At 72.7% G+C, this 26,714-nt stretch carries 24 protein-coding genes, 1 pseudogene and 1 riboswitch; of the genes and pseudogenes, 15 read left to right on the top strand and 10 right to left on the bottom strand.

Features of this window, described 5'->3' with window-relative positions; genetic code table 11:
• The 9 genes from BU197_RS03155 to BU197_RS03195 all read left to right on the top strand — a co-directional run bounded on the left by BU197_RS03155 (nt 1) and on the right by BU197_RS03195 (nt 11,267).
• Nucleotides 1-966 carry an aldo/keto reductase gene (locus BU197_RS03155; protein ID WP_188266610.1) on the top strand — a complete coding sequence of 322 codons (966 nt, stop codon included), beginning with the start codon at nt 1-3 and terminating at the stop codon, nt 964-966.
• Nucleotides 956-3,181, top strand: coding sequence for an MMPL family transporter (locus BU197_RS30910; protein ID WP_188266611.1), 2,226 nt, complete (start codon nt 956-958; stop codon nt 3,179-3,181). Before BU197_RS03155 ends, BU197_RS30910 begins: the two co-directional genes overlap by 11 nt.
• 89 nt (nt 3,182-3,270) lie before the next feature.
• Nucleotides 3,271-4,254 carry a helix-turn-helix transcriptional regulator gene (locus BU197_RS03165; RefSeq protein WP_188266652.1) on the top strand — a complete coding sequence of 328 codons (984 nt, stop codon included), beginning with the start codon at nt 3,271-3,273 and terminating at the stop codon, nt 4,252-4,254.
• Between the two features lie 138 nt (nt 4,255-4,392).
• Nucleotides 4,393-4,647 (top strand): DUF3311 domain-containing protein, encoded by a 255-nt coding sequence (locus BU197_RS03170; RefSeq protein WP_188266612.1) that lies wholly within the window; start codon nt 4,393-4,395, stop codon nt 4,645-4,647.
• A complete protein-coding gene (mctP, locus tag BU197_RS03175; RefSeq protein ID WP_188266613.1) occupies nt 4,644-6,266 on the top strand; it encodes a monocarboxylate uptake permease MctP in 1,623 nt (540 codons plus the stop codon). Before BU197_RS03170 ends, mctP begins: the two co-directional genes overlap by 4 nt.
• 84 nt (nt 6,267-6,350) lie before the next feature.
• A complete protein-coding gene (locus tag BU197_RS03180; RefSeq protein ID WP_188266614.1) occupies nt 6,351-6,851 on the top strand; it encodes a GNAT family N-acetyltransferase in 501 nt (166 codons plus the stop codon).
• Between the two features lie 38 nt (nt 6,852-6,889).
• A riboswitch (cobalamin riboswitch) is annotated at nt 6,890-7,054 on the top strand.
• A 129-nt stretch (nt 7,055-7,183) separates the two neighbouring features.
• Entirely contained in the window at nt 7,184-9,556 is a 2,373-nt protein-coding gene (locus BU197_RS03185) for a ribonucleoside-diphosphate reductase subunit alpha (protein WP_188266615.1), read from the top strand.
• Nucleotides 9,556-10,569 (top strand): ribonucleotide-diphosphate reductase subunit beta, encoded by a 1,014-nt coding sequence (locus BU197_RS03190; RefSeq protein WP_188266616.1) that lies wholly within the window; start codon nt 9,556-9,558, stop codon nt 10,567-10,569. The genes BU197_RS03185 and BU197_RS03190 overlap by 1 nt, the downstream gene beginning before the upstream one ends.
• 152 nt (nt 10,570-10,721) lie before the next feature.
• Nucleotides 10,722-11,267 carry a GntR family transcriptional regulator gene (locus tag BU197_RS03195; protein ID WP_188266617.1) on the top strand — a complete coding sequence of 182 codons (546 nt, stop codon included), beginning with the start codon at nt 10,722-10,724 and terminating at the stop codon, nt 11,265-11,267.
• A gap of 76 nt (nt 11,268-11,343) precedes the next feature.
• Here the strand turns inward: BU197_RS03195 and def are convergent, their stop codons facing one another.
• From def to BU197_RS03235, 8 genes and pseudogenes are all read right to left on the bottom strand, one after another.
• On the bottom strand, nt 11,344-11,979 hold the full coding sequence (gene def, locus BU197_RS03200; protein ID WP_188266618.1) for a peptide deformylase: 636 nt from the start codon (nt 11,977-11,979) through the stop codon (nt 11,344-11,346).
• A gap of 67 nt (nt 11,980-12,046) precedes the next feature.
• Complete coding sequence (locus BU197_RS03205) at nt 12,047-13,027, bottom strand: tetratricopeptide repeat protein (protein WP_188266619.1); 981 nt, start codon at nt 13,025-13,027, stop codon at nt 12,047-12,049.
• 79 nt (nt 13,028-13,106) lie between these two features.
• Entirely contained in the window at nt 13,107-14,354 is a 1,248-nt protein-coding gene (locus tag BU197_RS03210) for an HD-GYP domain-containing protein (RefSeq protein ID WP_188266653.1), read from the bottom strand.
• 395 nt (nt 14,355-14,749) lie between these two features.
• Nucleotides 14,750-16,171: pseudogene (locus BU197_RS03215) on the bottom strand (HD-GYP domain-containing protein); the annotation flags it as partial.
• A 162-nt stretch (nt 16,172-16,333) separates the two neighbouring features.
• On the bottom strand, nt 16,334-16,651 hold the full coding sequence (gene rsrA, locus BU197_RS03220) for a mycothiol system anti-sigma-R factor (RefSeq protein ID WP_188266621.1): 318 nt from the start codon (nt 16,649-16,651) through the stop codon (nt 16,334-16,336).
• Nucleotides 16,648-17,304 (bottom strand): sigma-70 family RNA polymerase sigma factor, encoded by a 657-nt coding sequence (locus BU197_RS03225; protein WP_188266622.1) that lies wholly within the window; start codon nt 17,302-17,304, stop codon nt 16,648-16,650. Before BU197_RS03225 ends, rsrA begins: the two co-directional genes overlap by 4 nt.
• Before the next feature lie 241 nt (nt 17,305-17,545).
• Nucleotides 17,546-18,133, bottom strand: coding sequence for an alpha/beta family hydrolase (locus tag BU197_RS03230; RefSeq protein WP_188266654.1), 588 nt, complete (start codon nt 18,131-18,133; stop codon nt 17,546-17,548).
• 234 nt (nt 18,134-18,367) lie between these two features.
• Nucleotides 18,368-19,183, bottom strand: coding sequence for an SOS response-associated peptidase (locus BU197_RS03235; RefSeq protein WP_188266623.1), 816 nt, complete (start codon nt 19,181-19,183; stop codon nt 18,368-18,370).
• 48 nt (nt 19,184-19,231) lie between these two features.
• On the opposite strand from BU197_RS03235, the gene BU197_RS03240 reads away from it, so the two are divergent.
• The 4 genes from BU197_RS03240 to BU197_RS03255 all read left to right on the top strand — a co-directional run bounded on the left by BU197_RS03240 (nt 19,232) and on the right by BU197_RS03255 (nt 22,699).
• Nucleotides 19,232-19,915: a M50 family metallopeptidase gene (locus BU197_RS03240; protein ID WP_188266624.1), complete on the top strand. Its 684-nt coding sequence runs from the start codon at nt 19,232-19,234 to the stop codon at nt 19,913-19,915.
• Nucleotides 19,916-19,935: 20 nt separating this feature from the next.
• Complete coding sequence (gene aroA / locus BU197_RS03245; RefSeq protein ID WP_188266625.1) at nt 19,936-21,267, top strand: 3-phosphoshikimate 1-carboxyvinyltransferase; 1,332 nt, start codon at nt 19,936-19,938, stop codon at nt 21,265-21,267.
• 3 nt (nt 21,268-21,270) lie between these two features.
• Nucleotides 21,271-22,284 carry a ribosome small subunit-dependent GTPase A gene (gene rsgA / locus BU197_RS03250; RefSeq protein ID WP_188266626.1) on the top strand — a complete coding sequence of 338 codons (1,014 nt, stop codon included), beginning with the start codon at nt 21,271-21,273 and terminating at the stop codon, nt 22,282-22,284.
• Nucleotides 22,285-22,375: 91 nt separating this feature from the next.
• A complete protein-coding gene (locus tag BU197_RS03255) occupies nt 22,376-22,699 on the top strand; it encodes a DMT family transporter (protein ID WP_188266627.1) in 324 nt (107 codons plus the stop codon).
• Here BU197_RS03255 and BU197_RS03260 read toward each other — a convergent pair.
• Nucleotides 22,591-23,229: a TetR/AcrR family transcriptional regulator gene (locus BU197_RS03260; RefSeq protein ID WP_188266628.1), complete on the bottom strand. Its 639-nt coding sequence runs from the start codon at nt 23,227-23,229 to the stop codon at nt 22,591-22,593. The two genes, BU197_RS03255 and BU197_RS03260, sit on opposite strands and share 109 nt — an antisense overlap.
• A 139-nt stretch (nt 23,230-23,368) precedes the next feature.
• On the opposite strand from BU197_RS03260, the gene hisN reads away from it, so the two are divergent.
• Complete coding sequence (gene hisN, locus BU197_RS03265) at nt 23,369-24,178, top strand: histidinol-phosphatase (RefSeq protein ID WP_188266629.1); 810 nt, start codon at nt 23,369-23,371, stop codon at nt 24,176-24,178.
• 490 nt (nt 24,179-24,668) lie between these two features.
• The gene (locus BU197_RS03270) at nt 24,669-25,058 is read left to right on the top strand and encodes a cyclic nucleotide-binding/CBS domain-containing protein (RefSeq protein ID WP_188266630.1); all 390 of its coding nucleotides are present in this window, start codon (nt 24,669-24,671) and stop codon (nt 25,056-25,058) included.
• Nucleotides 25,059-25,141: 83 nt separating this feature from the next.
• Here the strand turns inward: BU197_RS03270 and BU197_RS03275 are convergent, their stop codons facing one another.
• A complete protein-coding gene (locus tag BU197_RS03275; protein ID WP_188266631.1) occupies nt 25,142-26,593 on the bottom strand; it encodes a catalase in 1,452 nt (483 codons plus the stop codon).
• Nucleotides 26,594-26,714: the final 121 nt, after the last annotated feature.

The following is a 26,714-nucleotide window of genomic DNA, read 5'->3' on the forward strand; positions in this document are numbered from 1 at the left end:
ATGGAGTACACCAACCTGGGCGGGCCCGAGGGCCCGCGCGTGAGCACCCTGTGCCTGGGCACCCTGCCGTTCGGCACCCGGATCGACGAGGCCACCGCCTTCGCCGTCCTCGACCGTTTCCACGAGGCGGGCGGCACCTTCATCGACACCGCCAACACTTACGCCTTCTGGGAGCCGGGGGCGACGGGCGCCGAGAGCGAGCTGGTCATCGGCCGCTGGCTGCGCAGCCGGGGGGTGCGGGACGAGATGGTGATCGCGACCAAGGTCGGCGCGCTGCCGGAGCCGCTGGACGCGGCCTGGCCGGAGTACGCGGAGGGGCTCTCGACCCCGGTCCTCCGGCGGCAGGTGGAGCGGAGCCTGCGGAACCTGGGCACGGACCACATCGATCTGTACTACGCGCACATCGACGACCGGGCGACCCCGGTGGCGGAGACGATGGCCGCGTTCGGGGAGCTTGAGGACGCCGGGAAGATCGGCCGGGCGGGCTGTTCCAACTTCGCGGCCTGGCGGATCGAGGAGTCGCGGGCGGCGGCGGCGCTCGCCGGGGTGCCGGACTACGCGGCCGTGCAGCAGCGGTACACGTATCTGCGTCCGGCTCCCGGGGCGGAGTTCGGGGTGAACCCGCACGCCTCGGAGGAGCTGCTCGACTATCTGGGGACGCGGCCGGAGCTGACGTTCACGGCGTACACGACCCAGCTGACGGGGGCGTACACCGATCCGCGCAAGGAGGTGCCGGAGCAGTACCGGCACGCGGGTTCGGAGCGGCGGCTCAAGGCGCTCGCGGAGGCCGCGGCGGAGCTGGGGGTGACCGCCAACCAGGCGGTGCTGGCCTGGGCGATGGGCGGCGCGCTGCCCGTGCTTCCGGTGATCGGGGCGAGTTCGACGGCGCAGCTGGACGAGACGCTGGGCGCGGTAGGGCTGCGGCTCGACGCGGAGCTGAGGAAGCGGCTCGACGATGTCGACTGAGCGGCGGGCCGGACTGCCGGTGTTCGCGGTGCGCCACCGGGTGGCGTTCGGGGTGGCCTGGCTGCTGGTGCTGCTCCTCGGCGGGGTGGTGACGGTGGCGGGGCTCGGACGGCTCGACCAGTCGTTCACCCCGTCGGGCGGGCCCGGCTTCCGGGCGAACCAGGCGGTGCAGGAGCGGTACGGGAACGGGGCGGCGGTCGCCCCGCTGGTGGCCGTCGCGAGCTGGCCGGCGGGGGTGGACGTACGGGCTCCGGAGGCGGCGGGCCGGTTCGCCTCGGCCGTGGCGCGAGCGGCGGGTCCGGGGGCGCGGGCGGTCTCGTACGCGTCGACGGGTGACACCGGGTTCCTGGGCGCGGACGGGCGGAGCGCCTACGCGCTGGTGTATCCGGGGGCCGGGAAGCCGGATCTGGCGGGGCTCGCCGTCGTCGAGGACACGGCGGTGGCCCTGCGTGCGGGGCTGCGGTCGGCGCTGCCGGAGGCGCGGGTCGAGGTGACGGGTGTGCTGCCGCTTCAGCACGACAGCGCGCTCGCGGGGCCCGGTCCGGTGGCCCTGGCGGTGAAGGCGGGCTGTGCGCTGGGGCTGCTGGTGCTGCTGTTCCTGGTGTTCCGTTCGCCACTTGGGGTGCTCGCCCCGCTGTTCGTGGCGGGGGCGACCTCGGCGGGGGCGCTGGCCCTGGTGGTGGCGGTGGCCGGGTTCACCGAGGTGGGGTTCACGGTGGTGTATCTGGTGCCGGTGACGGCGCTGGTGCTGGCGGTGCACCGGTGGGCGTGGCCGCCGGGTCCGGCGGCCGCCCGGTCGGCGGTCGTGGCGGGGGCGGCGGGGGCGGCCGCGTGTGCGGTGCTCGCGCTGTTCCCGGCGGGCGCGCTGCGGTCGGTGGGGCTCGCGGGGATGGCGGTGTGGCTGGTGGGCACGGCGGCGACGCTGACCCTGGCCCCGGTGCTGGCCTCGCTGCGGGGCGGCCGACCGTCCGCCACCCCGGCTCCGGCCTCACGGGGCCTGGAACCGCCCGCAGCCGCCGTGGTGCCGGGCACGCTGCGGGGCGGTCGGCCTGCCGTCGCCGTTCCGGTTCTGGTTCCGGGCGCGTCGCGGGGCGAGCGGCGGACTGCCGCTGTACCGGTGCCGGGCGCGCTGCGGGGCGGACAGCCGACTGCCGCCGTACCGGTGCCGGGCTCGCGGGGTTCGAAGTCGCTCGGCTCCGTCCCGGTGGCGGGCTCGTGGGGCGGTGTGTCGTCCGCCGTCGTCCCGGTCTCGTCCCGGTGGCGGATTCTCGCCGGGGCGGTCGGTGCGATGCTGCTCGTGCTGCTCGCGGGGGCGTCCGTCCAGCTGCGGGTGGGCAATCCGGAGGCGCGGGCGCTGGTGGCGAGCGGTCCCGCGCGGGACGGGCTCGACCGGCTCGCGGCGGCCGGGGTGCCGTCGGGCGTGCTCAATCCGCTGGAGGTGCTGGTCCCGGCGGGCGGCGACGCGGCGGCGGTGGCCGAGCGGGCGTCGCGGGTGCCGGGGGTGCTGCTCGCGGCGGCCCCTTCGGCGGGCGAGTGGCGCAGGGGCGGTACGGCGCTTGTCGTGGTGGTGCCGGTGGCGGAGCCGATGACGGCGGCGGGCGCGTCGACGGTGACGGCGCTGCGGTCGGCGCTCGCGGACACGTCCGCCCTGGTGGGCGGCTCGGGTGTGGTGGACCGGGATCTGGTGGAGGGGGTGTACGGGCTGCTGCCGTACGCGGTTCCGGCGGCGGCGCTGGCCGCGTTCGGGGTCCTCGCTGCCTTCGGTGCGGCCGGGGTCGGGGCGCGGGCGGTGCCGGTGGCGGTGCTCGCGGCGGTCGCTCCGGCGGGTGCGCTGGCGCTGCTGTGGCAGGAGGGCCCGGCGGGGACGGGCGCGGTGACGGGATGGGTGCCGCTGGTCGTGGGCGGGTTCGCCTTCTGTGTGTCCCTGGAGCGTGCGGTGGCGTCGGCGGCGGGTGGTCCGGGCCGGGCGGGGCCGGTGGCGGCGGGTGCGGTCGCGCTCGCGGTGCTGGCGGTGGGGATCGGCCCCCAGGTGGAGCTGGCCCTGCTGGTCTCCGGGTTCGCGATGGCGGCGGTGGTCGACGCGTGGGCCGGGCGGCTGCCGGGTGGCGGTCGGCTGCCGAGTGGCGGTCGGCTGCCGGGTGGCGACGGCAGGCCGCCGGGCGGGCGGACGCGGATACGGGACGCCATTCACCGGAGATCCCCTCAATTGGTCTAGACCTAGACGGCTCCGGCGCCTAACATCGACGACCGCGCTCACCGGAAACGGGTGAGTGTGTGACGGAACGTGACGAGGGGGAGTTGCGGATGCTGGAGGCGCTCGGCATACAGGAGTCGACGGAGGCCGTCTACCGGCTGCTCCTGGAGCGACCGGAGTACGACGCGACGGACATGGCGGCCCATCTGGGCCGCCCCGAACCCGAGGTCCGCGAGGCGCTCGCCTGCCTCGCGGACCTCAAGCTCGTCCTGATGGACGACTCCTCGGGCGAGGTGGAGCCCTTCAACCCCGATGTCGGCTTCTCCTTCCTGCTCTCCCGCGCCGAGGCCGAACTGAGCAAGCGCAGACGCCAGGTCGAGCAGGCGGGCAGAGCCGTGGCGGGCATCCTCGCCTCGTACACGGACACCTCCGACACCGGCGTACGGCATGACCTCGTGGACCGCATCACCGGGCTCGACCAGGTCCGCGAACGGCTTGAGGACCTGGCGGCGAACGCCCGCACCGAGTGCCTCTCGCTGCTCCCCGGCGGCGCCCAGCTCCCCGACACCATGGACGCCAGTCAGCCGCTCGACCAGCTCGCCCTGGAACGCGGGGTGAAGATCCGTTCGATCTACCAGGAGAGCTTCCGCAACGACCAGCCGACCGCCGAATACGTGCGCTGGTACTGCGACCTCGGCGGCGAGGCGCGGACCGTGCCCGTGGTCCCGATGCTCATGGTGGTCGTCGACCGCGAGGCGGCGCTCGTGCCCGTCGACCCGGAGGACGGCCGCGCGGGAGCCCTCGAAGTCCGCAGTCCCGGTCTGGTGCACGCGCTCGTGGTGCTCTTCGACCGCCTGTGGGAGGCGGGCACCCCGTTCGGCGAGGCCCCACGCCGTAACGAGCACGATCTCTCGCCGCAGGAAAGGGAGTTGCTGATGCTCCTCGGCATCGGCTGCACCGACGACATCGCCGCCCGGCGCCTCGGCGTCTCGCTGCGGACCGTCCGCCGGATGAGTTCCGAACTGATGAACAGACTCGGTGCCCGCAGCCGCTTCGAAGCGGGCGTCCGAGCCGCCAAGGAAGGCTGGCTCTAGCCATCGGCCCCCGCCCCCGGTACGGAAGAGGCCGCACGGAGTCCCTTCCGTTATACGGGCGGGGGTTCCGTGGAAGCCTCGAAGTCCCCTAGATTTCCCCAGCACTACCGAGGTGATCAGCGAGGGGACGGAATCGCCATGCCAGAAGCGACACAAGGGAAACAACCCACCATCACACCCTTGAGGGTGGTGATCGCGCTCTGTCTGATCGCCCCCTTCGTGGCGATGCTCTGGGTCGGCTCCTACGCGAAGACGGAACCGCTCCTCGCCGGCGTCCCGTTCTTCTACTGGTACCAGATGCTCTGGGTCCTCATCTCGACGGTGCTCACCGTGATCGCCCACAGGCTGTGGCGGCTCGACCAGCGCGCCCGCAAGGGAAGTGAGCAGCGATGAACGACGGTGTGAACGGCGTCGCGCTCGGCGTCTTCATCTTCTTCTTCCTGGCCGTCACGGTCATGGGCTTCCTCGCCGCGCGCTGGCGCAAGGCGGAGAACGAACAGAGCCTCGACGAATGGGGGCTCGGCGGGCGCTCGTTCGGCACCTGGGTCACCTGGTTCCTGCTGGGCGGCGACCTCTACACCGCGTACACCTTCGTGGCCGTCCCCGCGGCCATCTACGCGGCGGGCGCGGCGGGCTTCTTCGCCGTCCCGTACACGATCCTGGTCTACCCGCTGATCTTCACCTTCCTGCCGCGTCTCTGGTCGGTCTCGCACAAGCACGGCTACGTCACCACCTCCGACTTCGTCCGGGGACGCTTCGGCTCCAAGGGGCTCTCCCTGGCGGTGGCGGTCACCGGCATCCTCGCCACCATGCCGTACATCGCGCTCCAGCTCGTCGGCATCCAGGCGGTCCTGGACGTGATGGGCGTCGGCGGCGGCGAGAACACCCACTGGTTCGTCAAGGACCTGCCGCTGCTGCTCGCCTTCGGCGTCCTCGCCGCGTACACCTACTCCTCGGGGCTGCGCGCGCCCGCGCTCATCGCCTTCGTCAAGGACACCCTGATCTACCTGGTCATCGCGGTGGCGATCATCTACATCCCGATCAAGCTGGGCGGCTTCGACGAGGTGTTCAGCAAGGCGACCGAGGCCTACGCGCAGACCAATCCGGCCACCGGGAAGCCACGCGGCGCGCTCGTGCCCGGCGAGGCGGGCCAGTGGACGTACGCCACGCTCGCGCTCGGCTCGGCGCTCGCGCTCTTCATGTACCCGCACTCCATCACGGCGACCCTGTCGTCCCGGAGCCGTGAGGTCATCCGCCGCAACACCACCATCCTGCCGCTGTACTCGCTGATGCTGGGCTTCCTCGCGCTGCTCGGCTTCATGGCGATCGCGGCGGGCATCCAGGTGAAGAACGGCCAGCTCGCCATCCCGCAGCTGTTCGAGAACATGTTCCCCGACTGGTTCGCGGGCGTCGCCTTCGCCGCCATCGGCATCGGCGCGCTCGTCCCCGCCGCGATCATGTCCATCGCCGCCGCCAACCTCTTCACCCGCAACATCTACAAGGACTTCATCAAGAAGGACGCCACCCCGGCCCAGGAGACCAAGGTCTCCAAGCTCGTCTCCCTCCTGGTCAAGGTCGGCGCCCTCGCCTTCGTCCTCACCATGGACAAGACCGTCGCCATCAACTTCCAGCTCCTCGGCGGCATCTGGATCCTCCAGACCTTCCCCGCCCTCGTCGGCGGGCTCTTCACCCGCTGGTTCCACCGCTGGGCCCTCCTCGCCGGCTGGGCCGTCGGCATGGTCTACGGAACCGTCGCCGCCTACGGTGTCGCCAGCCCCACCCAGAAGCACTTCGGCGGCTCCTCCGCCGAGATCCCCGGCATCGGCGAGATCGGCTACATCGGCCTCACCGCCTTCGTCCTCAACGTCGTCGTCACCACCGTCCTCACCCTCGTCCTCAAGGCCCTCAAGGCCCCCGAGGGCGTCGACGAGACCTCTCCCGAGGACTACACCGCCGACCGGGGCGACACGGGCGTCAAGGACCTGCCGAAGGTCGGCGCCGAGGCGCACTGACCCCGCTCCGCTCCCAGGGGCCCGGGATCTCCGTACGGGGATACCGGGCCCTTCCCGTTCCCCCGTCCGAGGCAGACTTTCCCCATGGACTTCACGATCAGGGCGGTACGGCCCGAGGAGTACGAGGAGCTGGGTGACCTCACCGGGCTCACCTATCTGAACGACGGACTGCTGCTGCACGGGGAGGACGACTCCTATCTGGCGGTCCTCCGCGACACCGCCCGGCGGGCCCGCGAGAGCGAGGTGCTCGTCGCCGTCGACGCCGACGAGCGGCTCGTCGGCGGGGTGACCTTCGCCCGCGGCGGCACCGCCTGGGCGGACATCGCGGTCGAGGGCGAGGCCGAATTCCGGATGCTCGTCGTCGGGCCCGACGCCCGTGGCCGGGGCATCGGCGAGGCCCTCGTCCGGGTCTGCCTCGACCGGGCCCAGGCCCTCTCCGGCTGTGCCCGGCTCGTGCTCTCCACCGGCGAGACGATGGTCGCCGCGCACCGGATCTACGAGCGCATGGGCTTCGTCCGCACCCCCGAGCGGGACTGGGAACCGGTCCCCGACCACCTGCTGCGCACCTACGCCCTGGAGTTCTGACCCCGGGCGGCGACACAAGATGTGGGGGGTGCGACGAGCAGCGCCCCCCACATGTATGCTCGTCCTCGCTGTCGTCGCAGGGGAATCCGGCGTGAATCCGGAACTGTCCCGCAACGGTGTGCTTCGTACCGACATGTCACGTGTACCGACATGTCATGGGCACGGAGCGAGTCCGAAGACCTGCCGACGGTGCGCCCGGTCCGTCCGTTCCGGGTGCCAGAGACGTCCGGGCCTCGCGGAGTGGGCCGGTGGACGCGGCGCACCCGCGCGTACGGGTGCCCGCCTGCCCGCCTCCCTCCCGTGCCCAGAGCCGAGCGAGGGAGAGCCCCCACGTGACCATCGCGCCTGCCGATCCGGCATCCGCCGAGGCTTCCGCGGTCGAGAACGACGGCCCCGGGACCACGCTGCTGCGGACCCTGACCGGCCTCACCGCCGATCTCCCCGACACCGACCCGGGCAGGGTCGCCGCCGCCGCGCTCCGCGTCCGCAGCGCCGCGGCGGACGAGGCGGAGCTGCGCGAGCTGGCCACCGAGGCCGCCGCCGGACTGATCGCCGACGACCCCGCGTACTCCCGGCTCGCCGCCCGGCTCCTGGCGATCACCATCGCCGAGGAGGCCGCCTCGCAGGGCTCCGTGCTCTTCTCCGCCTCCGTGGCCGTCGGCCACCGCGAGGGCCTGATCGCCGACCGCACCGCCCGCTTCGTCGCGCTCCACGCCGACCGGCTCGACGCGACGGTCGACCCGGCGGGCGACGACCGCTTCGGCTACTTCGGCCTGCGCACCCTCTACTCTCGCTACCTGCTGCGCCACCCGATCACCCGCAAGGTGATCGAGACCCCCCAGCAGTTCATGCTCCGGGTCGCCTGCGGTCTCGCCGAGGACGACGGCGTCCGCGCCCTCGACGAGGTCGCGGCCCTCTACGGGCTGATGAGCCGGCTGGACTACCTGCCCTCCTCCCCCACGCTCTTCAACTCCGGCACCCGCCACCCGCAGATGTCCTCCTGCTACCTCCTCGACTCCCCGCAGGACGAGCTGGACTCCATCTACGACCGCTACCACCAGGTGGCGCGGCTCTCCAAGCACGCCGGCGGCATCGGCCTCTCGTACTCCCGCGTCCGCGCCCGGGGCTCGCTGATCCGGGGCACCAACGGGCACTCCAACGGCATCGTGCCGTTCCTGAAGACCCTCGACGCCTCCGTCGCCGCCGTGAACCAGGGCGGTCGCCGCAAGGGTGCCGCCGCCGTCTACCTGGAGACCTGGCACGCCGACATCGAGGAGTTCCTGGAACTCCGCGACAACACGGGCGAGGACCAGCGCCGTACGCACAACCTGAACCTGGCGCACTGGATCCCCGACGAGTTCATGCGCCGGGTCAACGCCGACGCCGAGTGGTCGCTGTTCTCCCCGGCGGACGTGCCCGAGCTGGTCGACCTGTGGGGCGAGGAGTTCGACGCCGCCTACCGCGAGGCCGAGGCGGCGGGTCTGGCCCGCAAGACCATGCCCGCCCGCGACCTGTACGGCCGGATGATGCGGACCCTGGCCCAGACCGGCAACGGCTGGATGACCTTCAAGGACGCCTCGAACCGTACGGCCAACCAGACCGCCCTGCCCGGCCACACCGTCCACTCCTCCAACCTCTGCACGGAGATCCTGGAGGTCACCGACGACGGCGAGACGGCCGTCTGCAACCTGGGCTCGGTCAACCTGGGCGCGTTCGTCTCCGGCACCGGCATCGACTGGGAGCGGCTCGACGCCACCGTCCGCACCGCCGTCACCTTCCTCGACCGGGTCGTCGACATCAACTTCTACCCGACCGAGCAGGCGGGCCGCTCCAACGCCCGCTGGCGTCCGGTGGGTCTGGGCGCGATGGGCCTCCAGGACGTCTTCTTCCAGCTGAAGCTGCCGTTCGACTCCCCCGAGGCGCGCGCCCTCTCCACCCGGATCGCCGAGCGGATCATGCTCGCCGCGTACGAGGCGTCCGCCGACCTCGCCGAGCGCAACGGCCCGGTCCCCGCCTGGGAGTCCACCCGCGCCGCCCGGGGCGTGCTGCACCCGGACCACTACGACGTGGAGCTGAACTGGCCGGAGCGGTGGGCCGCGCTGCGCGAGCGGATCGCCGCCGTCGGCATGCGCAACAGCCTGCTGCTGGCCATCGCGCCGACGGCGACCATCGCCTCGATCGCGGGCGTCTACGAGTGCATCGAGCCGCAGGTCTCCAACCTGTTCAAGCGCGAGACGCTCTCCGGCGAGTTCCTCCAGGTCAACTCGTACCTGGTCGACGAGCTGAAGGAACTCGGCGTGTGGGACGCGCAGACCCGCGAGGCGCTGCGCGACGCCAACGGCTCCATCGCCGGCTTCGGCTGGGTCCCGGCCGAGGTCCGCGAGCGGTACCGCACGGCCTGGGAGATCCCGCAGCGCGGCCTCATCGACATGGCGGCGGAGCGGACCCCGTTCCTCGACCAGTCGCAGTCCCTGAACCTGTTCATGGAGACCCCGACGATCGGCAAGCTGTCGTCGATGTACGCGTACGCCTGGAAGCGGGGGCTGAAGACGACGTACTACCTGCGCTCCCGCCCGGCCACCCGGATCGCCCGCGCCGCCCAGGCGTCGACGGTCCCCGCCGCCCTCCCCGTCCAGCAGGTCACCGACCCCGACGCGGTCGCCTGCTCCCTGGAAAACCCCGAGTCCTGCGAGGCCTGCCAGTAATGACCAACGAGACGAAGAACCTCCTCGACCCGGGCTTCGAGCTGACCCTCCGCCCCATGCGGTACCCGGACTTCTACGAGCGCTACCGGGACGCCATCAAGAACACCTGGACCGTCGAGGAGGTCGACCTCCACTCGGACGTCGCCGACCTCGCCAAGCTCAGCCCCGGCGAGCAGCACATGATCGGCCGCCTTGTCGCGTTCTTCGCGACGGGCGACTCGATCGTGGCGAACAACCTGGTCCTGACGCTGTACAAGCACATCAACTCCCCGGAGGCGCGGCTCTACCTCTCGCGCCAGCTCTTCGAGGAGGCCGTCCACGTCCAGTTCTATCTGACGCTCCTGGACACCTACCTCCCCGACCCGGACGACCGCACGGCCGCGTTCGCCGCCGTGGAGAACATCCCCTCCATCCGCGAGAAGGCCCAGTTCTGCTTCAAGTGGATGGACTCGGTCGAGAAGATCGACCAGCTGGAGACGGCCGCCGACCGCCGCCGCTTCCTCCTGAACCTGATCTGCTTCGCCGCCTGCATCGAGGGCCTGTTCTTCTACGGCGCCTTCGCCTACGTGTACTGGTTCCGCTCCCGCGGCCTGCTGCACGGCCTGGCCACCGGCACCAACTGGGTCTTCCGCGACGAGACCATGCACATGAACTTCGCCTTCGAGGTCGTGGACACCGTCCGCAAGGAGGAGCCGGAACTCTTCGACGCGGAACTCCAGCAGCAGGTCACGGACATGCTGAAGGAGGCGGTCGAGGCGGAGCTCCAGTTCGGCCGCGACCTGTGCGGCGACGGCCTGCCCGGCATGAACACGGAGTCGATGCGCGAGTACCTCCAGTGCGTGGCCGACCAGCGCCTCCAGCGCCTGGGCTTCCCCCCGGTCTACGGCTCCGAGAACCCCTTCGCCTTCATGGAACTCCAGGGCGTCCAGGAACTCACCAACTTCTTCGAACGCCGCCCGTCCGCCTACCAGGTGGCGGTGGAGGGCTCGGTGGACCTGGACGAGGACTTCTGAGCCGGGTCCTGTAGCGCCACGGGGAGGGGCCCCGCACTCTGGGGAGTGCGGGGTCCTTCCCCGTATCCGGCAGTACGATTCCCCGATCCGAGCGGCCGTTCACGAAGAACGGCCACGCGAGGCCGGACCGCTCGGCCGCGAGGGAGGATGCCATGGGTACCGGAGACTGGGTCAGCACGTCCATGCCGTACCTGACGCCGCAGGGCGGGGACGGGCAGTCGGACGCCTGGGCCGCAGAGGCGGCGGCCAAGGGGGGCGTGGGGACTCAGCGCATCCTTCATGCCGGTGAGACACCGGCCCCCGAGGCCGTCGCCGCGCTGCTCGGTGTGGCCGTCGGCTCGCCGGTCGTCGTACGGCGCCGGGTCATCGAGCTGGACGGCGAACCGTGCGAGTTGACCGACACCTACTACCCCGTGGACATCGCGCGGGGGACCGGCCTCGCCGAGACGCGCAGGATCCGGGGCGGCGCCGTCGCGCTGCTCGCCGGACTCGGCCATGCAGGCGTTCGCGTACGCGAGGACGTGACGGCCCGGATGCCCGACGCGGAGGAGCGGGAGGCACTGCGCACGGGCCCCGAGGAGCCGGTGCTCCGGCTGGCGAGGGTGACGCTCGACCGCCGGGACCGGCCCGTCCAGGTGGACCTGATGACCATGCCCGCGCACCGGCAGCGGCTTCGCTACGAGATCACGATCGGATGACCACCGGAGCACCCGCATACGGGGAGGGGCCCCGCACTCCCAAGAGTGCGGGGCCCCTCCCCGTATCCGAAGACGATCAGGCGTTCGGCACCGTCTCGTAGCGCGGGGTGCCCTCGGACATCTGGCGGAGGGCGTCCTTGCGGTCGCGCTTGGAGAGGCGGTCGATGTACAGGTAGCCGTACAGGTGGTCCGTCTCGTGCTGGAGGCAGCGGGCGAAGTAGCCGGTGCCCCGGACCTTGATCGGGTTGCCCTGGGCGTCCTGGCCGTGGACCTCCGCGTAGTCCGGGCGGGCCAGCTCGGCGTAGGCGGTCGGGACGGAGAGGCAGCCCTCGTTGGACTCGTCCAGGACGCGCTGCTCGGCCGGCAGCTCCTGGAGGACCGGGTTGACGACGACGCCGGTGTGCCGGACGCCCTCGTCGTCGGGGCAGTCGTAGACGAAGACCTTGAGGTCCACACCGATCTGGTTCGCGGCGAGGCCCACGCCCTCGGCGGCCTTCTGGCTGGCGAACATGTCGTCGATCAGCGCCGCGAGCGAGTCGTCGAACTCGGTGACGTCCTTGCACTCCTTGTGCAGCACCGGATTGCCGACCACCGTGATCGGGCGGGCCGTGCCGCGCTCGCGGTAGGCGAGCTCGCGCGCCTCGCAGTCCTCCGTGTCCACGACGTAACCGTCGTCGATCTGCGTCTGCTCGTCCGTCTCCTGCTGCGCCATGTCCGGCCGCGCCCTTCTGAAAACCCGATTCCGTCGTAGGACAGCCTACGGGCCCGGCGGCGGACGCTCAGCAGACCTCTTCGAGATCGCGCCACTCCCTGCTGTCGGGACTGTCGGCCACCCAGCCGTCGAGGAGCCCGCGCACCAGGCCCGGCGGGGCCGCGATGCCGCACTCCCGCTCCGGGACCCACAGCTCGCCCGGCGAGCGGTGGCCCAGCGGCCCCGGGTGCCCCGGCTCGCTGTGGTCGTGCGGGTCGTTGTGCTCGCCCTCGCCCTCGGCGCTCGGCATCGTCGACTCCGAGCAGGCCCGGCACAGCAGCCGCACGGAGGACGACCAGTCCTCGGCGGCGAAGCCCGCCTCCGCGGCCAGCTGCTCCAGGGCGTCCCGGTCGGCCTCGGTGGCCGCCTCCAGGAGGACCACCCAGGTGGGAACGGGTGACGGCGCCCACAGCTCGATCTCGTCGAAGACCGGGTAGGAGGGGCCCGCGGTGGTGGTCCGCTCGCCGTTGGGCACACCGTCGTGCAGGACGACCTCGCCCCAGCGGCGCCCCGACGACGGCAGCGGGATCGAGAGGACCTCCATCCGCGCCGGGTCGAGCCTGCGGCCCCACACCACCTCGGCCTCGCCCTCAGGCGAGAGCCGCACGGCGGCGCTGCCCAGCTCCATCCCGGCGGGCTTCCCGGTGCCCTCGGCGGCCCCGGGCACCTTGAGCCCGTACGCCTGCCAGGCGCGGCGGGCCAGCGGCCAGTCCTGGAGCGCGGTGGCGGCGATGCCCACGTTCCACCAGTCCGGGGCGCCGGTCTCCTTGTCGAGCAGGGCGACCGCCCGCAGCCCGGCGGCCCGCGCCTGCTCCCAGTCGTGCCGGAACTTGTGCAGCAGCGCCAGGTTGAACCAGGACTCGGAGAGCCAGGGCTCCAGATCCGCCGCGCGCGTGAGCAGGGCTCCCGCGTCCTCGTACCGGCCGTCGCCGATCAGCGTGAACGCGCGGTCGGTGGCCTGCCGCCACGAGGCGGAGGGCCGATGCCGTACCTTCCCGAAGATCTTCACGATTCCCGCCTGCCGGTCGCTTCACCCTCTTGTTCGCATCCAACCATGCCCGGTCCGACGCGCGCTCATTACCCATGGGTTACCCAGAGACGAGGGGAGCCACCCCAGTCCCGCCGCCCCGCGCGAGGACCCTGGCCAGGCATTCGACGACATCCGGGTGATAGTCGCGGGCGGTGCCGAGCCGGAGCCGTTCCAGGGCGTCGAGGGCGGCGCCCGCGTGCTCGCCGCCCGCGAGGTCGTCGTAGGCGTTGACGGCCCGGACGATCCGGGCGGGCAGCGGCTGCTCGCGGTACGGGTCGGCCTGCCGCTCCACGACGAGCGCCACGGCGACGGGCACGCCGGTCCTGCGCACCACCTCGCCGCCGAGCAGGGCGATCCTGCGCTGCTCCTCGGCGGGCAGCAGGGCGGTGGCCCCGCCGGGCACCGGGTCGACCAGGGAGAGCTGTCCGATGTCGTGCATGAGCGCGGCCTGTTCGAGAAGGGTCAGTTCGGCGCCGGAGAGTCCCAGCTCCCGCCCCACGGCCGCGCTGAGGGCGGCGACCCGGCGGGCGTGGCCGGGCGGGGTGCAGCCGGCGATCTCGGTGGCGCGGGCCAGCGAGGCGATCGTCTGCCGGTTGACCGTGCGGACGGCCGCGTACCGCTGGAACGAGACCTGGGTGAGCAGCAGTGGCACGGCGAGCACGGGCAGCGCCCAGAGCCCGGCGGCGGCCACACCGAGCGCCATGACGGCTCCGGTGGCGCAGACGGCGGAGCCGATGCCGAGGAGGGCCCGCAGCTCGTCGCGGAGGAGGGGCCCGTACGGGAATCCCGTACGGGCCCGGAGCAGGAGCGCGGCGAGTACGGCGTCGCACAGGGCGGTGAGGCCGAGCAGCAGCAGGAGGAAGAGGGCGTACGAGGGGCCCTGGCCGAGCTGTCCGACGGCGGAGCCGGAGTTGTACAGCGGCTGGAAGCAGAGGGCGGCGAAGCCGACGGTGAGGACGCGGCGGGCGATGTGGTCGGGGCAGGGACCCCGGCCCCGGGCGGCGTGGGGGGCGATCCCGGCGAGGCAGGCGGTGACGACGACCGCGACGATCTGGAGGACGCCGTGGGGGGTGGTGGTTCCGGCGCTGGAGCCGAGCATGGCGTAGCCGAGGGCTCCGGCGGCGGCCAGCGGCGCGAGTTCCCGTTCGCGCGCCCCGTCGGGCGGGGTGGCGGCGCAGGGGGTGCGGGCGGCGCCCCAGCGGGCGAGTTCGCCCAGGGCGGTGAGGGCGCCGAAGGCGAGGGCGGTGCCGGGTTCGTCGATGCCGTAGCGGAGGGTGGAGACGATTCCGGCGATCCCGAGGAGCAGGGCGGCACCGTGGACGGCGCCGAGGGTGAGGACGCCGGGGCGGGGGCGCGGGAGTGGCCGCTGCGGTTGGGGTTGGGGTTGGGGTTGGGCTTGGGGTTGTGGTTGGGGCAGAGGTTGCGGTTGGGGTTGCGGTCGGGGTCTCACGCGCGCTCCCTGGAGCGGGGGGTGGGCCCGGCGGGGCCGCCGGGCGGGGGTGGGACGTTTCCGCCGGGGGTGGGGGTGGGCTCAGGGGCGGGATCGGGGGCGCGTGGGGGCGGCACGTTGTCGTCGGGGGCGGGAGCGCCGGGGGTGGCCCTTACGGGGGGCTGGGGGGAAGGGGTCGTGGGCGCGGCGCCCTCGGACGGGACCGTGCCAGAGGGCTGGGGGGAAGGGACCGTGGGCGCGGCACCGTCGGACGGGACCGTGCCAGAGGGCTGGGGCGGGGAGACCGTGGGCGCGGCGCCCTCGGACGGGGCCCTCGTGGGGGGCTGGGGTGCGGTGGGGGTCGTCTCGTCGGAGGTGACGGCCGGGCGCCAGCCGTGGCGGGCGAGGGCGCGGACCAGGGCGGCGACCATCCGGGGGTCGAACTGGGTTCCGGCGCAGCGTTCGAGTTCGGCGACGGCCGTGGGGACGGGGCGGGCGCGGCTGTAGGAGCGGGTGGAGGTCATGGCGTCGAAGGAGTCGGCGACGGCGACGACCCGGGCGAACTCGGGGATCTCCTCGCCGCGCAGCCCGTAGGGGTAGCCGTTGCCGTCCATGCGTTCGTGGTGGTGGAGGATCGCGGTGCGGGCCTCGCCGAGGAAGCCGATGCCCCGGACCATCTCGTGGCCGTACTCGGGGTGCAGTTCGATGATCCGGCGTTCCTCGGGGGTGAGCGGACCGTCCTTGGTGAGGACCCGGGTGGGGACGCCGAGTTTGCCGACGTCGTGGAGGATCCCGGCGAACCGTACGACGTCGAGCCGGTCCCCGGTCATGCCGAGTTCGCGGGCGATGAGGACGGAGGCGTGTCCGACGCGTTCGCTGTGGCCCCGTGTGTAGTGGTCCTTGATGTCGACGGCCTGGACGAGGGCGCGGATGGTGGCCTGGTGGGCGGCGCGTTCGCGGTGGTACTGGGCGAAGACCCAGCAGGAGATGTACATCGGCAGGAGGACGAAGAGCGCGGCGACGGGCCCGTAGGAGCTGCGCCAGAGCACGGCCATCATCAGTCCGGCGAGGCCGTGGACGGCGTGCGGGGCGAGGGAGCGGCCGAGGAGTCCGCGCCAGGCGCGGCGGAGGGCGACGCCGTCGGCGGTGGCGCGGATGCCGCCGTCGAGGGCGGTGAGGACCAGGCAGAAGGCGAGCGCGGCGGCGAGCGCGGGCAGCAGCGCGTAGGGGAAGTCGGGGGTGTCGGGTCCGTGGCCGAGGGCAGGGCGGCAGCTCAGGGCGGCGGCGGTGTGGGCGGCGGCCCAGACGGCGAGGGCTGCGGAGGCGGCCCGCCAGGCGCGGCGGGGGGCGGCCGGTGGGTCGTCGACGCGGGTGAGGAGGCCGCCGGGCAGGGCGGTGAGCGCGGCGGCGGCGGGGGGCAGGAGGAGGGCGGCGGCGAGGAGGACGGGGAAGAAGGGGCCGGTGCCCAGGGCCGCGGAGCCGCCGGGGGCGCGGTCCCTCGCGGGCAGTTCGCAGAGCGCGTACAGGGTGGTGAGGAGGGCGACCGTGCCCCAGGGGGTGGTCGCGCCGGGGCGGAGCGCGGGCAGGACGCAGGCTCCCGCGCCGAGCAGGGCGCAGCCGATGTACCCGCGGGCCGCTCGGGGAAGGGACTGGTATCCGAGGGCCGCTCGTGGAAGGGACTTCGCGCCGGTCATGGCCTGGCCTTCACGCCGATCATCCCCGTCACGGTAGCGAGCGGGACGGCCGGTGGCGGGCGGGCGCCGAGGGATTCGCACCTTCGGGTGATACAAGCTGATGTACGAAGGAGGCCGCCGTGATCGTGTCACGGCGGCCTGCGAGTCCCGGTGCGGGTGGTTCTACTCCTGCGCCGCGGGGCTGGTGGGGAGGCCCGGCGCCAGCTCCTGCTCGGGCACCGGGTGTCCGGCGCGGATCAGGTCGATCCGGCCCATCACCTTGGCGCGCAGATCGGTGGGGACGTCGTCGCTGCCGCAGCAGCGCTTGACGAGCTTCTTCACCGCCTGTTCGAGCCCGTACTTCTCCAGGCACGGGGAGCACTCCTCGAAGTGCACCTCGAACTTGGTGCAGTCACTGTCGGGCATCTCGTGGTCGAGGAACTCGTAGAGATGGTCCAGGACTTCCGAGCAGTCCGTCTCGTGCGGCTCTCCGCAGCTCATGAGCCCGAGCCTTTCAGATCGTGCGACGACTCTCCGGCGCCCGCCGGGACGAGCCCGCGGTCGCGGGCGTAGTCCTCCAGCATGCCGCGCAACTGGCGGCGGCCCCGGTGCAGTCGGGACATCACCGTACCGATGGGAGTCCCCATGATGTCCGCGATCTCCTTGTACGCAAAGCCCTCGACGTCCGCGAGATAGACGGCGATGCGGAACTCCTCGGGAATCGCCTGGAGCGCTTCCTTCACATCGGAGTCGGGGAGGTGGTCGAGCGCCTGGGACTCGGCGGAGCGCAGACCGGTCGACATGTGCGACTCGGCGCGGGCCAGCTGCCAGTCCTCGATCTCCTCCGCCGCGCTGCGCTGGGGCTCGCGCTGCTTCTTGCGGTACGAGTTGATGAAGGTGTTGGTGAGGATGCGGTACATCCACGCCTTGAGGTTGGTGCCCTCACGGAACTGGTGGAAGGAGCCGTACGCCTTGGCGTAGGTCTCCTGCACCAGGTCCTCGGCGTCCGCCGGGTTGCGCGTCATGCGCAGCGCCGCCGAGTACATCTGGTCCAGGTAGCCGAGGGCGTCCCGCTCGAAGCGCGCGTTGCGCTCCGCGGTCGTCTCCTCGGGGCCTTCCTCGGTCCCTGTGTCGGTACCGGTGACCGGACCCACCTCCTCCAGCGTGGCGTCGGGCCCGGGGACGGACCCGCTCGTTTCGGAGGATAGACGAGGAACCGCTCCGCCCGCCGCTCGAATGCGGCCTCCCTTGGGTGCGGGCAGCACTGTCCAGTCGAGGTCAGCGGCGCTCGCACGCTCCGGGCAGATGGTCGAACCCATGCGACGGACTCCCTCTTCCTTGGCTCTCACCGGCGCCCCGAACAACAGCGGCCGCACCGCCCGCATTCCCGGGGCGTCAGCGCAGTCCGGAAAGCCAGCCGTCGACTCCGGCCACGAGGAGGGCCATGGCCTCCCGGGGGTCCAGGGGTGCCTTCTTGGGCAGGGCGAAGCCGTGGTCCCCGTAGGGGATCTCCAGGAGGTCGTGGGGGCCGTCCGGGAATTCGGCGGGGCGTCCGAAGGGGTCGTTGCCGCCCTGCACGACGAGGGTCGGCAGGCCGGTGCCGAGGAGTTCCTCGGCGCGGGAGCGCTCCGGGCGGCCCGGCGGGTGGAGGGGGAAGCTCAGGGCGAGGACGGCGCGGGCGCCGAGTTCGCTTCCGGTACGGCAGGCGACGCGGGCTCCGGCGCTGCGTCCGCCCGCGATCACCGGGAGGCCGGGGGCGGCGAGGGCGGGCCACACCCCGCGCCAGCCGGTGTCGAGGGTCTTCGGCGCGGGCGCGACCTTCTTCCCCGCGACCCGCCAGGGCTGTTCGACGAGGGCCACGGTCACGCCGAGGGCGGGCAGCGCCACCGCGAGGGCCCGCAGGTCACGGGCCTCGATCCCGCCGCCCGCCCCGTGTCCGAGGGCGAGGACGGCCCAGGGCTTCGTCCCCTCGTGCCAGGTCACGCGCGCCTCACCGGCTCCGGTGGGGACGGTCTCGTACGGGGTGGGGTGGGCGGGGTCGCGCGGTGCGTCTTCCGGGAGGCCGTGCGGTGCGTTTTCCGCGGAGTCGTGCGGTGCGTTTTCCGCGAGGCCGTGCGGTGCGTCTTCTCGGGTCACGGGGTCATCCTGCCGCCCGTACGGGCGGATCCGTACGGGACCCGCCACCCCGTCGCCCGCGGACTCCTGCGGGGCCCCCGGTCAGAACAGGGTCGCCTCCTCCGGGCCCTCCAGTTCCGTGAGGAGTTCCGGGCCGTTGTTGCGAACGTTGCTGACGGCGGTCGAGACCGGGTAGGCCCGCATCAGGCCCTCCGGCGGCGGGGCGAGCAGGCCGCGCAGTTCCTCCGGGTGGGCGCGCGCCGGGTCGAGCCAGGCGTCCCAGCGGTCCTCGGTGAGCATCAGCGGCATCCGGGGGTGGATGTCGGCGAGCGAGCGCGGGCCCTCGGCGGGCGCCACGCCCAGCGGGCCGGACTCCGCCTCCGTGGTGATCACCGAGCAGGTCGCCCACCACGCGGAGGGGTGTCCGGCGGGGAGGGTGGGGTCGCGCCAGAACTCGTAGATCCCGGCCATCGCGAAGACCGAGCCGTCCGACGGGGTCACGAAATACGGTTGCTTGCGGGGCCGTTTCCGCTTCCCCTCGACCTCCAGATCCCGCTCCCCCGCCCCCGTCACCCATTCGTAGTAGCCGTCGGCGGGCAGGATGCAGCGGCGGGACTCGAACGCGCGCTTGAACGAGGGCTTCTCCGTCAGCGTCTCGGCCCGCGCGTTGATCATCCGGGCCGCGCCCTCGGGGGACTTCGCCCAGGACGGCACCAGACCCCACTTCAGCACGCGCAGCTGGCGAACCGGACGCGGCGATCCCGCGTCTTTCAGAGGGCGCTCCAGAACGGCCCAGACCTCCTTGGTCGGGGCCACGTTCCAGTCGGGGGCCGGCCCCTCCGCCGGCTCGTGCCGCTCGATCCCGAAGGCGTCCACCAACTCCTCGGGCCGCCGACTCGCCGCATACCGTCCGCACATGCGTGCCACACTGCCACGTTCCACGACCCCCGAGGAGCCGCCCGGACCATGGACCCCTTCCGTACACAGGCCGCCCCCGCCGACTGGGTGGTGATCGCCACCGGTCTCGCCGCCCTCGTCGTCACCACCGTCCGCCGCCTCTGGCTGCCCGCCCGCAACGCCGTCACCATCGCCCACGAGGGCGGCCACGGACTCGTCGCCCTGCTCACCCGGCGCCGCCTCGAAGCGATCCGGCTGCACTCGGACACCAGCGGACTGACCGTGACCCGGGGCCGCCCGACGGGGCCCGGCGTCGTCCTCACCCTCGCCGCCGGATACCCGGCGCCCTCCCTGCTCGGCCTCGGCGGCGCGGCCCTGATCGGCACCGACCGGATCACCCTGGCCCTGTGGATCGGCTCGGCGCTGCTCCTCGCCCTGCTCGTGACGGTCCGCAACGCGTACGGCGTCCTCACCGTCCTGCTCAGCGCCGCCGCCTTCCTCCTCGTCTCCTGGCTCGGCTCCCCCGCCGTCCAGGCCGCGTTCGCCTGCGCCGGGGTCTGGTTCCTGCTGCTCGGCGGCGTCCGCCCGGCCTTCGAACTCCAGGCGCGACGGCGCAGGGGCGGCGCGCCCGACTCGGACGCGGACCAGCTCGCCCGGCTCACCCAGGTGCCCGCCGGGGTGTGGCTTTTCTTCTTCCACGCGGTCGCGATCTGCGCCCTGATCGGCGGCGGTCGCTGGCTCCTGGGCATCTGACACCCCCGTACAGTGAGTCCATGACCGCAGTGACCCCCGTGCGCACCGACCCGCCCACCGACCTCTGGCCCGCCCCGTACGCGCGCGGCGCCGTCGACGCGACCGTCACCGTGCCCGGATCGAAGTCGGTCACCAACCGTGCCCTCGTGCTCGCCGCGCTGGCCGCCGAGCCCGGCTGGCTGCGCCGTCCGCTGCGCTCCCGCGACACCCTGCTGATGGCCGAGGCGCTGCGCACCCTCGGCGTCGGCATCGAGGAGGGCGTGGGCCCCGACGGCACCGGCGAGGCCTGGCGGATCGTCCCCGGCCCGCTGCGCGGCCCGGCCGCCGTCGACGTCGGCAACGCCGGTACGGTCATGCGCTTCCTGCCGCCGCTCGCCGCGCTCGCCGACGGCCCGGTCCGCTTCGACGGCGACCCCCGCTCCCACGAGCGCCCGCTGCACGGTGTGATCGACGCGCTGCGCGCGCTCGGCGCCCGGATCGACGACGCCGACCGGGGCGCCCTGCCGATGACGGTGCACGGCACGGGCGGTCTGGACGGGGGTGCCGTCGAGATCGACGCCTCCTCGTCCTCCCAGTTCGTCAGCGCCCTGCTGCTCTCCGCGCCCCGTTTCAACCAGGGCGTCGAGGTGCGACACGTGGGCGGCAGGCTGCCGTCGATGCCGCACATCCGGATGACGGTCGACATGCTGCGCGCGGTCGGCGCCCGGGTCGACGAGCCGGAGCACGGCGGCGAACCCGACGTGTGGCGGGTCGCGCCGTCCGCGCTGCGCGGCCGTGACCTGGTCGTGGAGCCCGATCTTTCGAACGCCCAGCCGTTCCTGGCCGCCGCCCTGGTCACCGGGGGCCGGGTGACCGTCCCCGACTGGCCCGAGCGGACCACCCAGCCCGGCGACGCGCTGCGGGAGATCTTCACCGCGATGGGCGGTGCCTGCGAGCTGACCCCTGCGGGACTCGTCTTCACCGGCACGGGCAGGATCCACGGCATCGACGCGGACCTCGGCGAGGTCGGCGAGCTGACCCCGGGCATCGCGGCGGTCGCCGCCCTCGCCGACTCCCCTTCGACCCTGCGCGGCGTCGCCCATCTGCGGCTGCACGAGACGGACCGGCTCGCGGCGCTCACCCGGGAGATCAACGGTCTCGGCGGCGACGTGACCGAGACCGAGGACGGTCTGCACATCCGCCCGCGCCCGCTGCGCGGCGGCGTCTTCCACACGTACCACGACCACCGCATGGCCACCGCCGGAGCGATCATCGGCCTGGCCGTCGAGGGCGTGGAGATCGAGGACGTGGCGACGACGGCGAAGACCTTGCCCGACTTCCCCGGGATGTGGACCGAAATGCTCGGGGTCTGAACCATGCGGCGTTACGGCAAGCACACCGACGAGGACGACATCCGCCAGCGGCCCAACCGCAAGGGCACCCGTCCCCGTACCACCATCCGGCCCAAGCACGAGGACGCCGTCGAGGGCATGGTCCTCACCGTCGACCGGGGCAGGCTGACCTGTCTGGTCGGCGAGCGGGTCGTCACCGCGATGAAGGCGCGCGAGCTGGGCCGCAAGGCGGCCGTCGTCGGCGACCGGGTCCTGCTGGTCGGCGACCTCTCCGGCGAGAAGGACACCCTCGCGCGGATCGTGCGGATCGCCGAGCGCAGCTCGGTGCTGCGGCGCACGGCCGACGACGACGACCCGTACGAGCGGGTGGTGGTGGCCAACGCCGACCAGCTGGCGATCGTCACCGCGCTCGCCGACCCCGAGCCGCGCCCCCGGCTGATCGACCGCTGTCTGGTGGCCGCGTACGACGGCGGTCTCAGCCCGCTGCTCGTGCTCACCAAGTCGGACCTGGCGTCGCCGGACACGCTCCTCGACATGTACGGGGCGCTGGGCGTGCCGTATGTGGTGACCACCCGGGACGAGTTCGTGGACGGGGTCGCCGCCGAGCGGGTCCACGAGCACCTCAAGGGCCGGACGACCGCGTTCGTCGGGCACTCGGGCGTCGGGAAGACGACGCTGGTCAACGCGCTGGTGCCGCCGGACAGGCGGCGGACCACGGGCGTCGTCAACGCGGTCACCGGCCGGGGCCGGCACACCACGACCTCGGCGCTCGCCCTGCCGCTCGACGCCAAGGAGGGCGGCTGGGTCATCGACACCCCGGGCGTGCGCTCCTTCGGCCTGCACCACGTGGACCCCTCGCGGGTGATCCTCGCCTTCCCCGACCTCGTACCGGGTACGGAGAACTGTCCGCGCGCCTGTAGCCATGACGAGCCGGACTGCGCGCTCGACGCGTGGGTGGCGGAGGGGCACGCCGATCCGGCGCGCCTTGTCTCGCTGCGGCGGCTGCTCTCGACGCGGGAGCGGCGCGAGGGCGACTGAACCGTCATGTTGACGGGCACCCACCGCGGTCAAGTGCATAATCGCACCGAGTGCGACGAAGCGGTCACCGACGGCGTGGGAGGCACTGACGATGGCGTGGCTGCTGGTGGTGGTGGCGGGCATCCTGGAGACCGGGTTCGCGGTCTGTCTCAAGCTCTCGCACGGATTCACCCGGCTCTGGCCGACGATCGCCTTCGCCTCCTTCGCGCTTGGCAGCTTCGGTCTGCTGACCCTCGCCCTGCGCAAGCTCGACGTGGGTCCGGCGTACGCGGTGTGGACCGGGATCGGCGCGGCCGGTACGGCCATCTACGGCATGTTGTTCCTCGACGACCTGGTCTCCACGCTCAAGATCGTCTCGATCACGCTCGTCATCGTCGGGGTGATCGGGCTCCAGCTCTCCGGCTCCGGCCACTGACCCTCCGCGCCCGGCGGCTCCGGCGCCACGATGTGGCTGAGCGCGAGCCGCACGGCCAGTTCACAGCCCGCCGCCCACTCCTCGGCCGCACAGGCGGCAGCGGCGGCCACCAGTTCGCCCGGCGAGGGCGGGCCCGCGTCCGCCCGGCGCTGGGCGGGGACGGGCGCGGGGCGGGCGCCGGGTCTGGCCGGGCGCGGCGCGGGCAGCCGGTCGCTCCAGGCACCGGTGAGCAGCGCCCGGAGCAGCGGGTGGGCGGCGGCCCGGGTCACGGTCCACTCGGCGACGGCCACCAGGTTCCGCTCGGGCGGCCCGGGGACGGCGAGCAGCCGTCGGACGCCCGCGAGGAAGGCGTCCGCCTCCCGGCGCACGAGGGCGCGGGCGAGCCCCTCCTTGCTGCCGAACTCGTTGTAGAGGGTCTGCCGGGAGACCCGGGCGATGGCGGCCAGATCGGCCATCCGCACGGTGGACCAGGGCCGGTGCACCAGCGCGGCGTGCGCCGCGTCGAGCAGGGCCTCACGGGCAGTCGGCATGCTCGCCTCCCGGAACGAACGTTTCCTTACGCGGTTCCGCGCCCAGCGTCGACAGCGGGCCGGGCCCTGTCAAGGGGACACGGAGGGCCGCCGTGGACGGGTTCCCGTGCTCCGGCCACGCGCGGATAGAGTGCCGGACATGGCCGATTACCACGATGATCTGCGTCTCGCCCATGTCCTCGCGGATGCCGCCGACGCGGCCACCATGGACCGATTCCAGGCGCTCGACCTCAAGGTCGAGACGAAGCCCGACATGACCCCGGTGAGCGAGGCCGACAAGGCGGCCGAGGAGCTGATCCGGGGCCAGCTGCACCGCGCCAGGCCGCGTGACGCGATCCTGGGCGAGGAGTACGGACTGGAGGGCTCGGGCCCGCGCCGCTGGGTGATCGACCCGATCGACGGGACGAAGAACTACGTGCGCGGGGTGCCGGTCTGGGCGACCCTGATCGCGCTGATGGAGGCCGGGGAGACCGGCTTCCAGCCGGTGGTCGGCGTGGTGTCGGCCCCGGCCCTCGGGCGCCGCTGGTGGGCGGCGAAGGGGCTCGGCGCGTACACCGGGCGCAGCCTGGTATCCGCCTCCCGGATCGAGGTCTCCAAGGTCGCGTCCCTGGAGGACGCCTCCTTCGCGTACTCCTCGCTGAGCGGCTGGGAGGAGCAGGGCAGGCTCGACGGCTTCCTCGACCTCACGCGCGCGTGCTGGCGGACCCGGGCATACGGCGACTTCTGGCCCTACATGATGGTCGCGGAGGGCTCCGTGGACATCTGCGCGGAACCGGAACTGTCGCTGTGGGACATGGCGGCGGTGGCGGTCGTGGTGCAGGAGGCGGGCGGCACGTACACGGGCCTGGACGGCCGGCACGGCCCGCACAGCGGCAACGCGGCGGCCTCCAACGGCCTGCTCCACGGAGAGCTGCTGAGCTATCTGAACCAGGAGAACGGGGAGGGCTGAGGGTCTTCCCTCACGGGCGGGTCCAGGCAGGCCCGTACGGGGCCGAGGTTGCTCCCGTACCAGGCCGAGGTTGCTCCCGTACGGGGTTCAGGCGGGCCTGACGGGGCTGAAGTTGCTCCCGTACGGGATCCAGGGCGGCCCGTGAGGGGGCCGAGGGCGTTCCCCGTACGGGGGCCCCCGTCGAAGGGCTGGGGTCGCTCCCGTACGGGCCCGCGAGAGGCTGGGGTCGCTCCCGTACGGGATCCAGGGCGGGCCCCGAAGAGGCCGAGGGTCTTCCCGTACGGGGTCCGGCGCGGGCGTTCGCGCCGTGTGCGCGGGCGTGGGGGCGCTCCGGGGCCTGCCGGTGGTACCGCGTGTGCCCCTTGTCGGTGCCCGCTCCCCGGTGCGACCCTGGGAGTCCCCCCACTTTGTGAACTTGTGCATTCACATCGGGCGCCGTCCGGCGCCGGGCTTCCCCTCGAATGGCTTCGTCAAGGAGGTGGCTCCGCCCATGCTCGTCCGTGACGCCATGAGTACCGTGGTCCTCACCATCGGTCCCGCCCACACCCTCCGCCAGGCCGCCCGGCTGATGACGGCGCGGCGCGTCGGCGCCGCCGTGGTCCTCGACGCCGACGCCGGCGGCCTCGGCATCCTCACCGAGCGGGACGTCCTGCGCTCCCTCGCCCGCGACCAGGATCCCGACCGGGAGACGGCGGGCTCCCACACCACCCATGACGTCGTCTTCGCCGCGCCGGGCTGGACCCTGGCGGAGGCGGCGGCGGCGATGACCCACGGCGGCTTCCGCCATCTCGTCGTCCTCGACGACCGGGGACCCGTCGGCATCGTCTCGGTGCGCGACATCATCCGCTGCTGGATCCCGGTGCACAGCGTCGCGAGCTGAGCGGGCCCGGCGGACCGGACGCGTGAAGGCGGGCCGGATCCCCCGTACGGAGATCCGGCCCGCCTTCCCTACGGCAGGCGCCGTCAGCCGCGCAGGGCCTGGACCGCGGCGTCGAGCCGCTTGCCGAAGTCGTCGTCCGCCTTGCGGAAGTTGTCGACCGCGCGCTCCACGATGTCCTGGCGCGAGACCTTGGCGATGAAGCCCGCCAGGTTTCCGACCAGACGGCCCTTCTCGTCCTCCGACATCAGCCGGTAGAGGTTGCCCGCCTGCACGAAGTCGTCGTCCTCGGCGTGCGAGGGGGCGACGTGGTCGCCGGTGGCGCCGGTGACGGCGCTCGGCTGCCAGAGCGGGCGGTCCGTCTGCACGGGGCCGCCGAAGCTGTTCGGCTCGTAGTTCTTCGCGCCCTTGTGCCGGCCGTCGTAGAGGAAGCCGTCACGGGAGTGGGTGCGTGCCTCGGTGGCGTGCGGACGGTTCACCGGCAGGTGGTCGGCGTTGATGCCGACGCGGTAGCGGTGGGCGTCGCCGTAGGCGAAGAGACGGCCCTGGAGCATCTTGTCCGGGGACGGGCCGATGCCGGGCACGAAGTGCGCGGGGCTGAAGATGGACTGCTCGACCTCGGCGAAGACGTTCTCCGGGTTGCGGTTCAGCTCCAGCTTGCCGATCTCGACCGGCGGGTAGTCCTCGTGCGGCCACACCTTGGTGAGGTCGAACGGGTTGAAGCGGTAGTTCGCCGCGTCCGCCTCGGGCATGATCTGGACCTGCACGGTCCAGGTCGGGAAGTCGCCGCGCTCGATGGCCTCGCGCAGGTCGCGCTGGTGCGAGTCCGGGTCCTCGCCCGCGAGGCGGTTGGCCTCGTCCTGGGTGAGGTTCTTGATGCCCTGGTCGGTCTTGAAGTGGTACTTGACCCAGAAGACCTCGCCCGCCTCGTTGTTCCACTGGAAGGTGTGCGAGCCGTAGCCGTTCATGTTCCGGTACGAGGCGGGGATGCCTCGGTCGCCGAAGAGCCAGGTGACCTGGTGGGTCGACTCCGGGGAGAGGCCCCAGAAGTCCCAGACGTTGTCCGCCTCCTGCGAGCCGGTGTACGGGTCGCGCTTCTGGGTGTGGATGAAGTCGGGGAACTTGATGGCGTCCTTGACGAAGAACACCGGGGTGTTGTTGCCGACGAGGTCGTAGTTGCCCTCCTCGGTGTAGAACTTCAGCGCCCAGCCGCGCGGGTCGCGCACGGCGTCGGCCGCGCCGAGGTTGCCCGCGACGGTGGAGAAGCGCAGGAAGGTCTCGGTCTGCTTGCCGACCTCGGAGAGGAAGGCGGCGCGCGTCCACTGCGAGACGTCACGCGTGAGGGTGAAGGTGCCGTAGGCGCCCGCGCCGCGTGCGTGGACCACGCGCTCCGGGATGCGCTCGCGGTTGAAGTGGGCGAGCTTCTCCAGGAGGAGCTGGTCCTGGACGAGGACCGGTCCGCCGACGCCCGCCGTCTCGCTGTTCTGGTTGTCGGCGACCGGCGCGCCGGCCTCCGTGGTGAGCGGTCCCTGCGTCACGTGCGCCTCCTGCGTCGTGTTCCTGCGTGCCCTGTCCGTCGGCCGGTCCCCGCCGGGGATCTTGGCCGATGCCGATTCCGATCCTACAATGGACATTGTCTAAGTCAAGTGAACTTCCAAA

Source organism: Streptomyces sp. CBMA291, from assembly GCF_014596525.1.
Lineage (GTDB): Bacteria > Actinomycetota > Actinomycetes > Streptomycetales > Streptomycetaceae > Streptomyces.

Coding starts and splice junctions, on each gene's coding strand:
- mctP (WP_188266613.1), top strand. CDS start 4,644: ATGAACGACGGTGTGAACGGCGTCGCGCTCGGCGTCTTCATCTTCTTC.
- hisN (WP_188266629.1), top strand. CDS start 23,369: ATGGCCGATTACCACGATGATCTGCGTCTCGCCCATGTCCTCGCGGAT.
- def (WP_188266618.1), bottom strand. CDS start 11,979: ATGGCGCAGCAGGAGACGGACGAGCAGACGCAGATCGACGACGGTTAC.
- aroA (WP_188266625.1), top strand. CDS start 19,936: ATGACCGCAGTGACCCCCGTGCGCACCGACCCGCCCACCGACCTCTGG.
- BU197_RS03195 (WP_188266617.1), top strand. CDS start 10,722: ATGGGTACCGGAGACTGGGTCAGCACGTCCATGCCGTACCTGACGCCG.
- BU197_RS03260 (WP_188266628.1), bottom strand. CDS start 23,229: ATGCCGACTGCCCGTGAGGCCCTGCTCGACGCGGCGCACGCCGCGCTG.
- BU197_RS03240 (WP_188266624.1), top strand. CDS start 19,232: ATGGACCCCTTCCGTACACAGGCCGCCCCCGCCGACTGGGTGGTGATC.
- rsgA (WP_188266626.1), top strand. CDS start 21,271: ATGCGGCGTTACGGCAAGCACACCGACGAGGACGACATCCGCCAGCGG.
- BU197_RS03270 (WP_188266630.1), top strand. CDS start 24,669: ATGCTCGTCCGTGACGCCATGAGTACCGTGGTCCTCACCATCGGTCCC.
- BU197_RS30910 (WP_188266611.1), top strand. CDS start 956: ATGTCGACTGAGCGGCGGGCCGGACTGCCGGTGTTCGCGGTGCGCCAC.
- BU197_RS03190 (WP_188266616.1), top strand. CDS start 9,556: ATGACCAACGAGACGAAGAACCTCCTCGACCCGGGCTTCGAGCTGACC.
- BU197_RS03180 (WP_188266614.1), top strand. CDS start 6,351: ATGGACTTCACGATCAGGGCGGTACGGCCCGAGGAGTACGAGGAGCTG.
- BU197_RS03170 (WP_188266612.1), top strand. CDS start 4,393: ATGCCAGAAGCGACACAAGGGAAACAACCCACCATCACACCCTTGAGG.
- BU197_RS03235 (WP_188266623.1), bottom strand. CDS start 19,183: ATGTGCGGACGGTATGCGGCGAGTCGGCGGCCCGAGGAGTTGGTGGAC.
- BU197_RS03255 (WP_188266627.1), top strand. CDS start 22,376: ATGGCGTGGCTGCTGGTGGTGGTGGCGGGCATCCTGGAGACCGGGTTC.
- BU197_RS03155 (WP_188266610.1), top strand. CDS start 1: ATGGAGTACACCAACCTGGGCGGGCCCGAGGGCCCGCGCGTGAGCACC.
- rsrA (WP_188266621.1), bottom strand. CDS start 16,651: ATGAGCTGCGGAGAGCCGCACGAGACGGACTGCTCGGAAGTCCTGGAC.
- BU197_RS03165 (WP_188266652.1), top strand. CDS start 3,271: ATGCTGGAGGCGCTCGGCATACAGGAGTCGACGGAGGCCGTCTACCGG.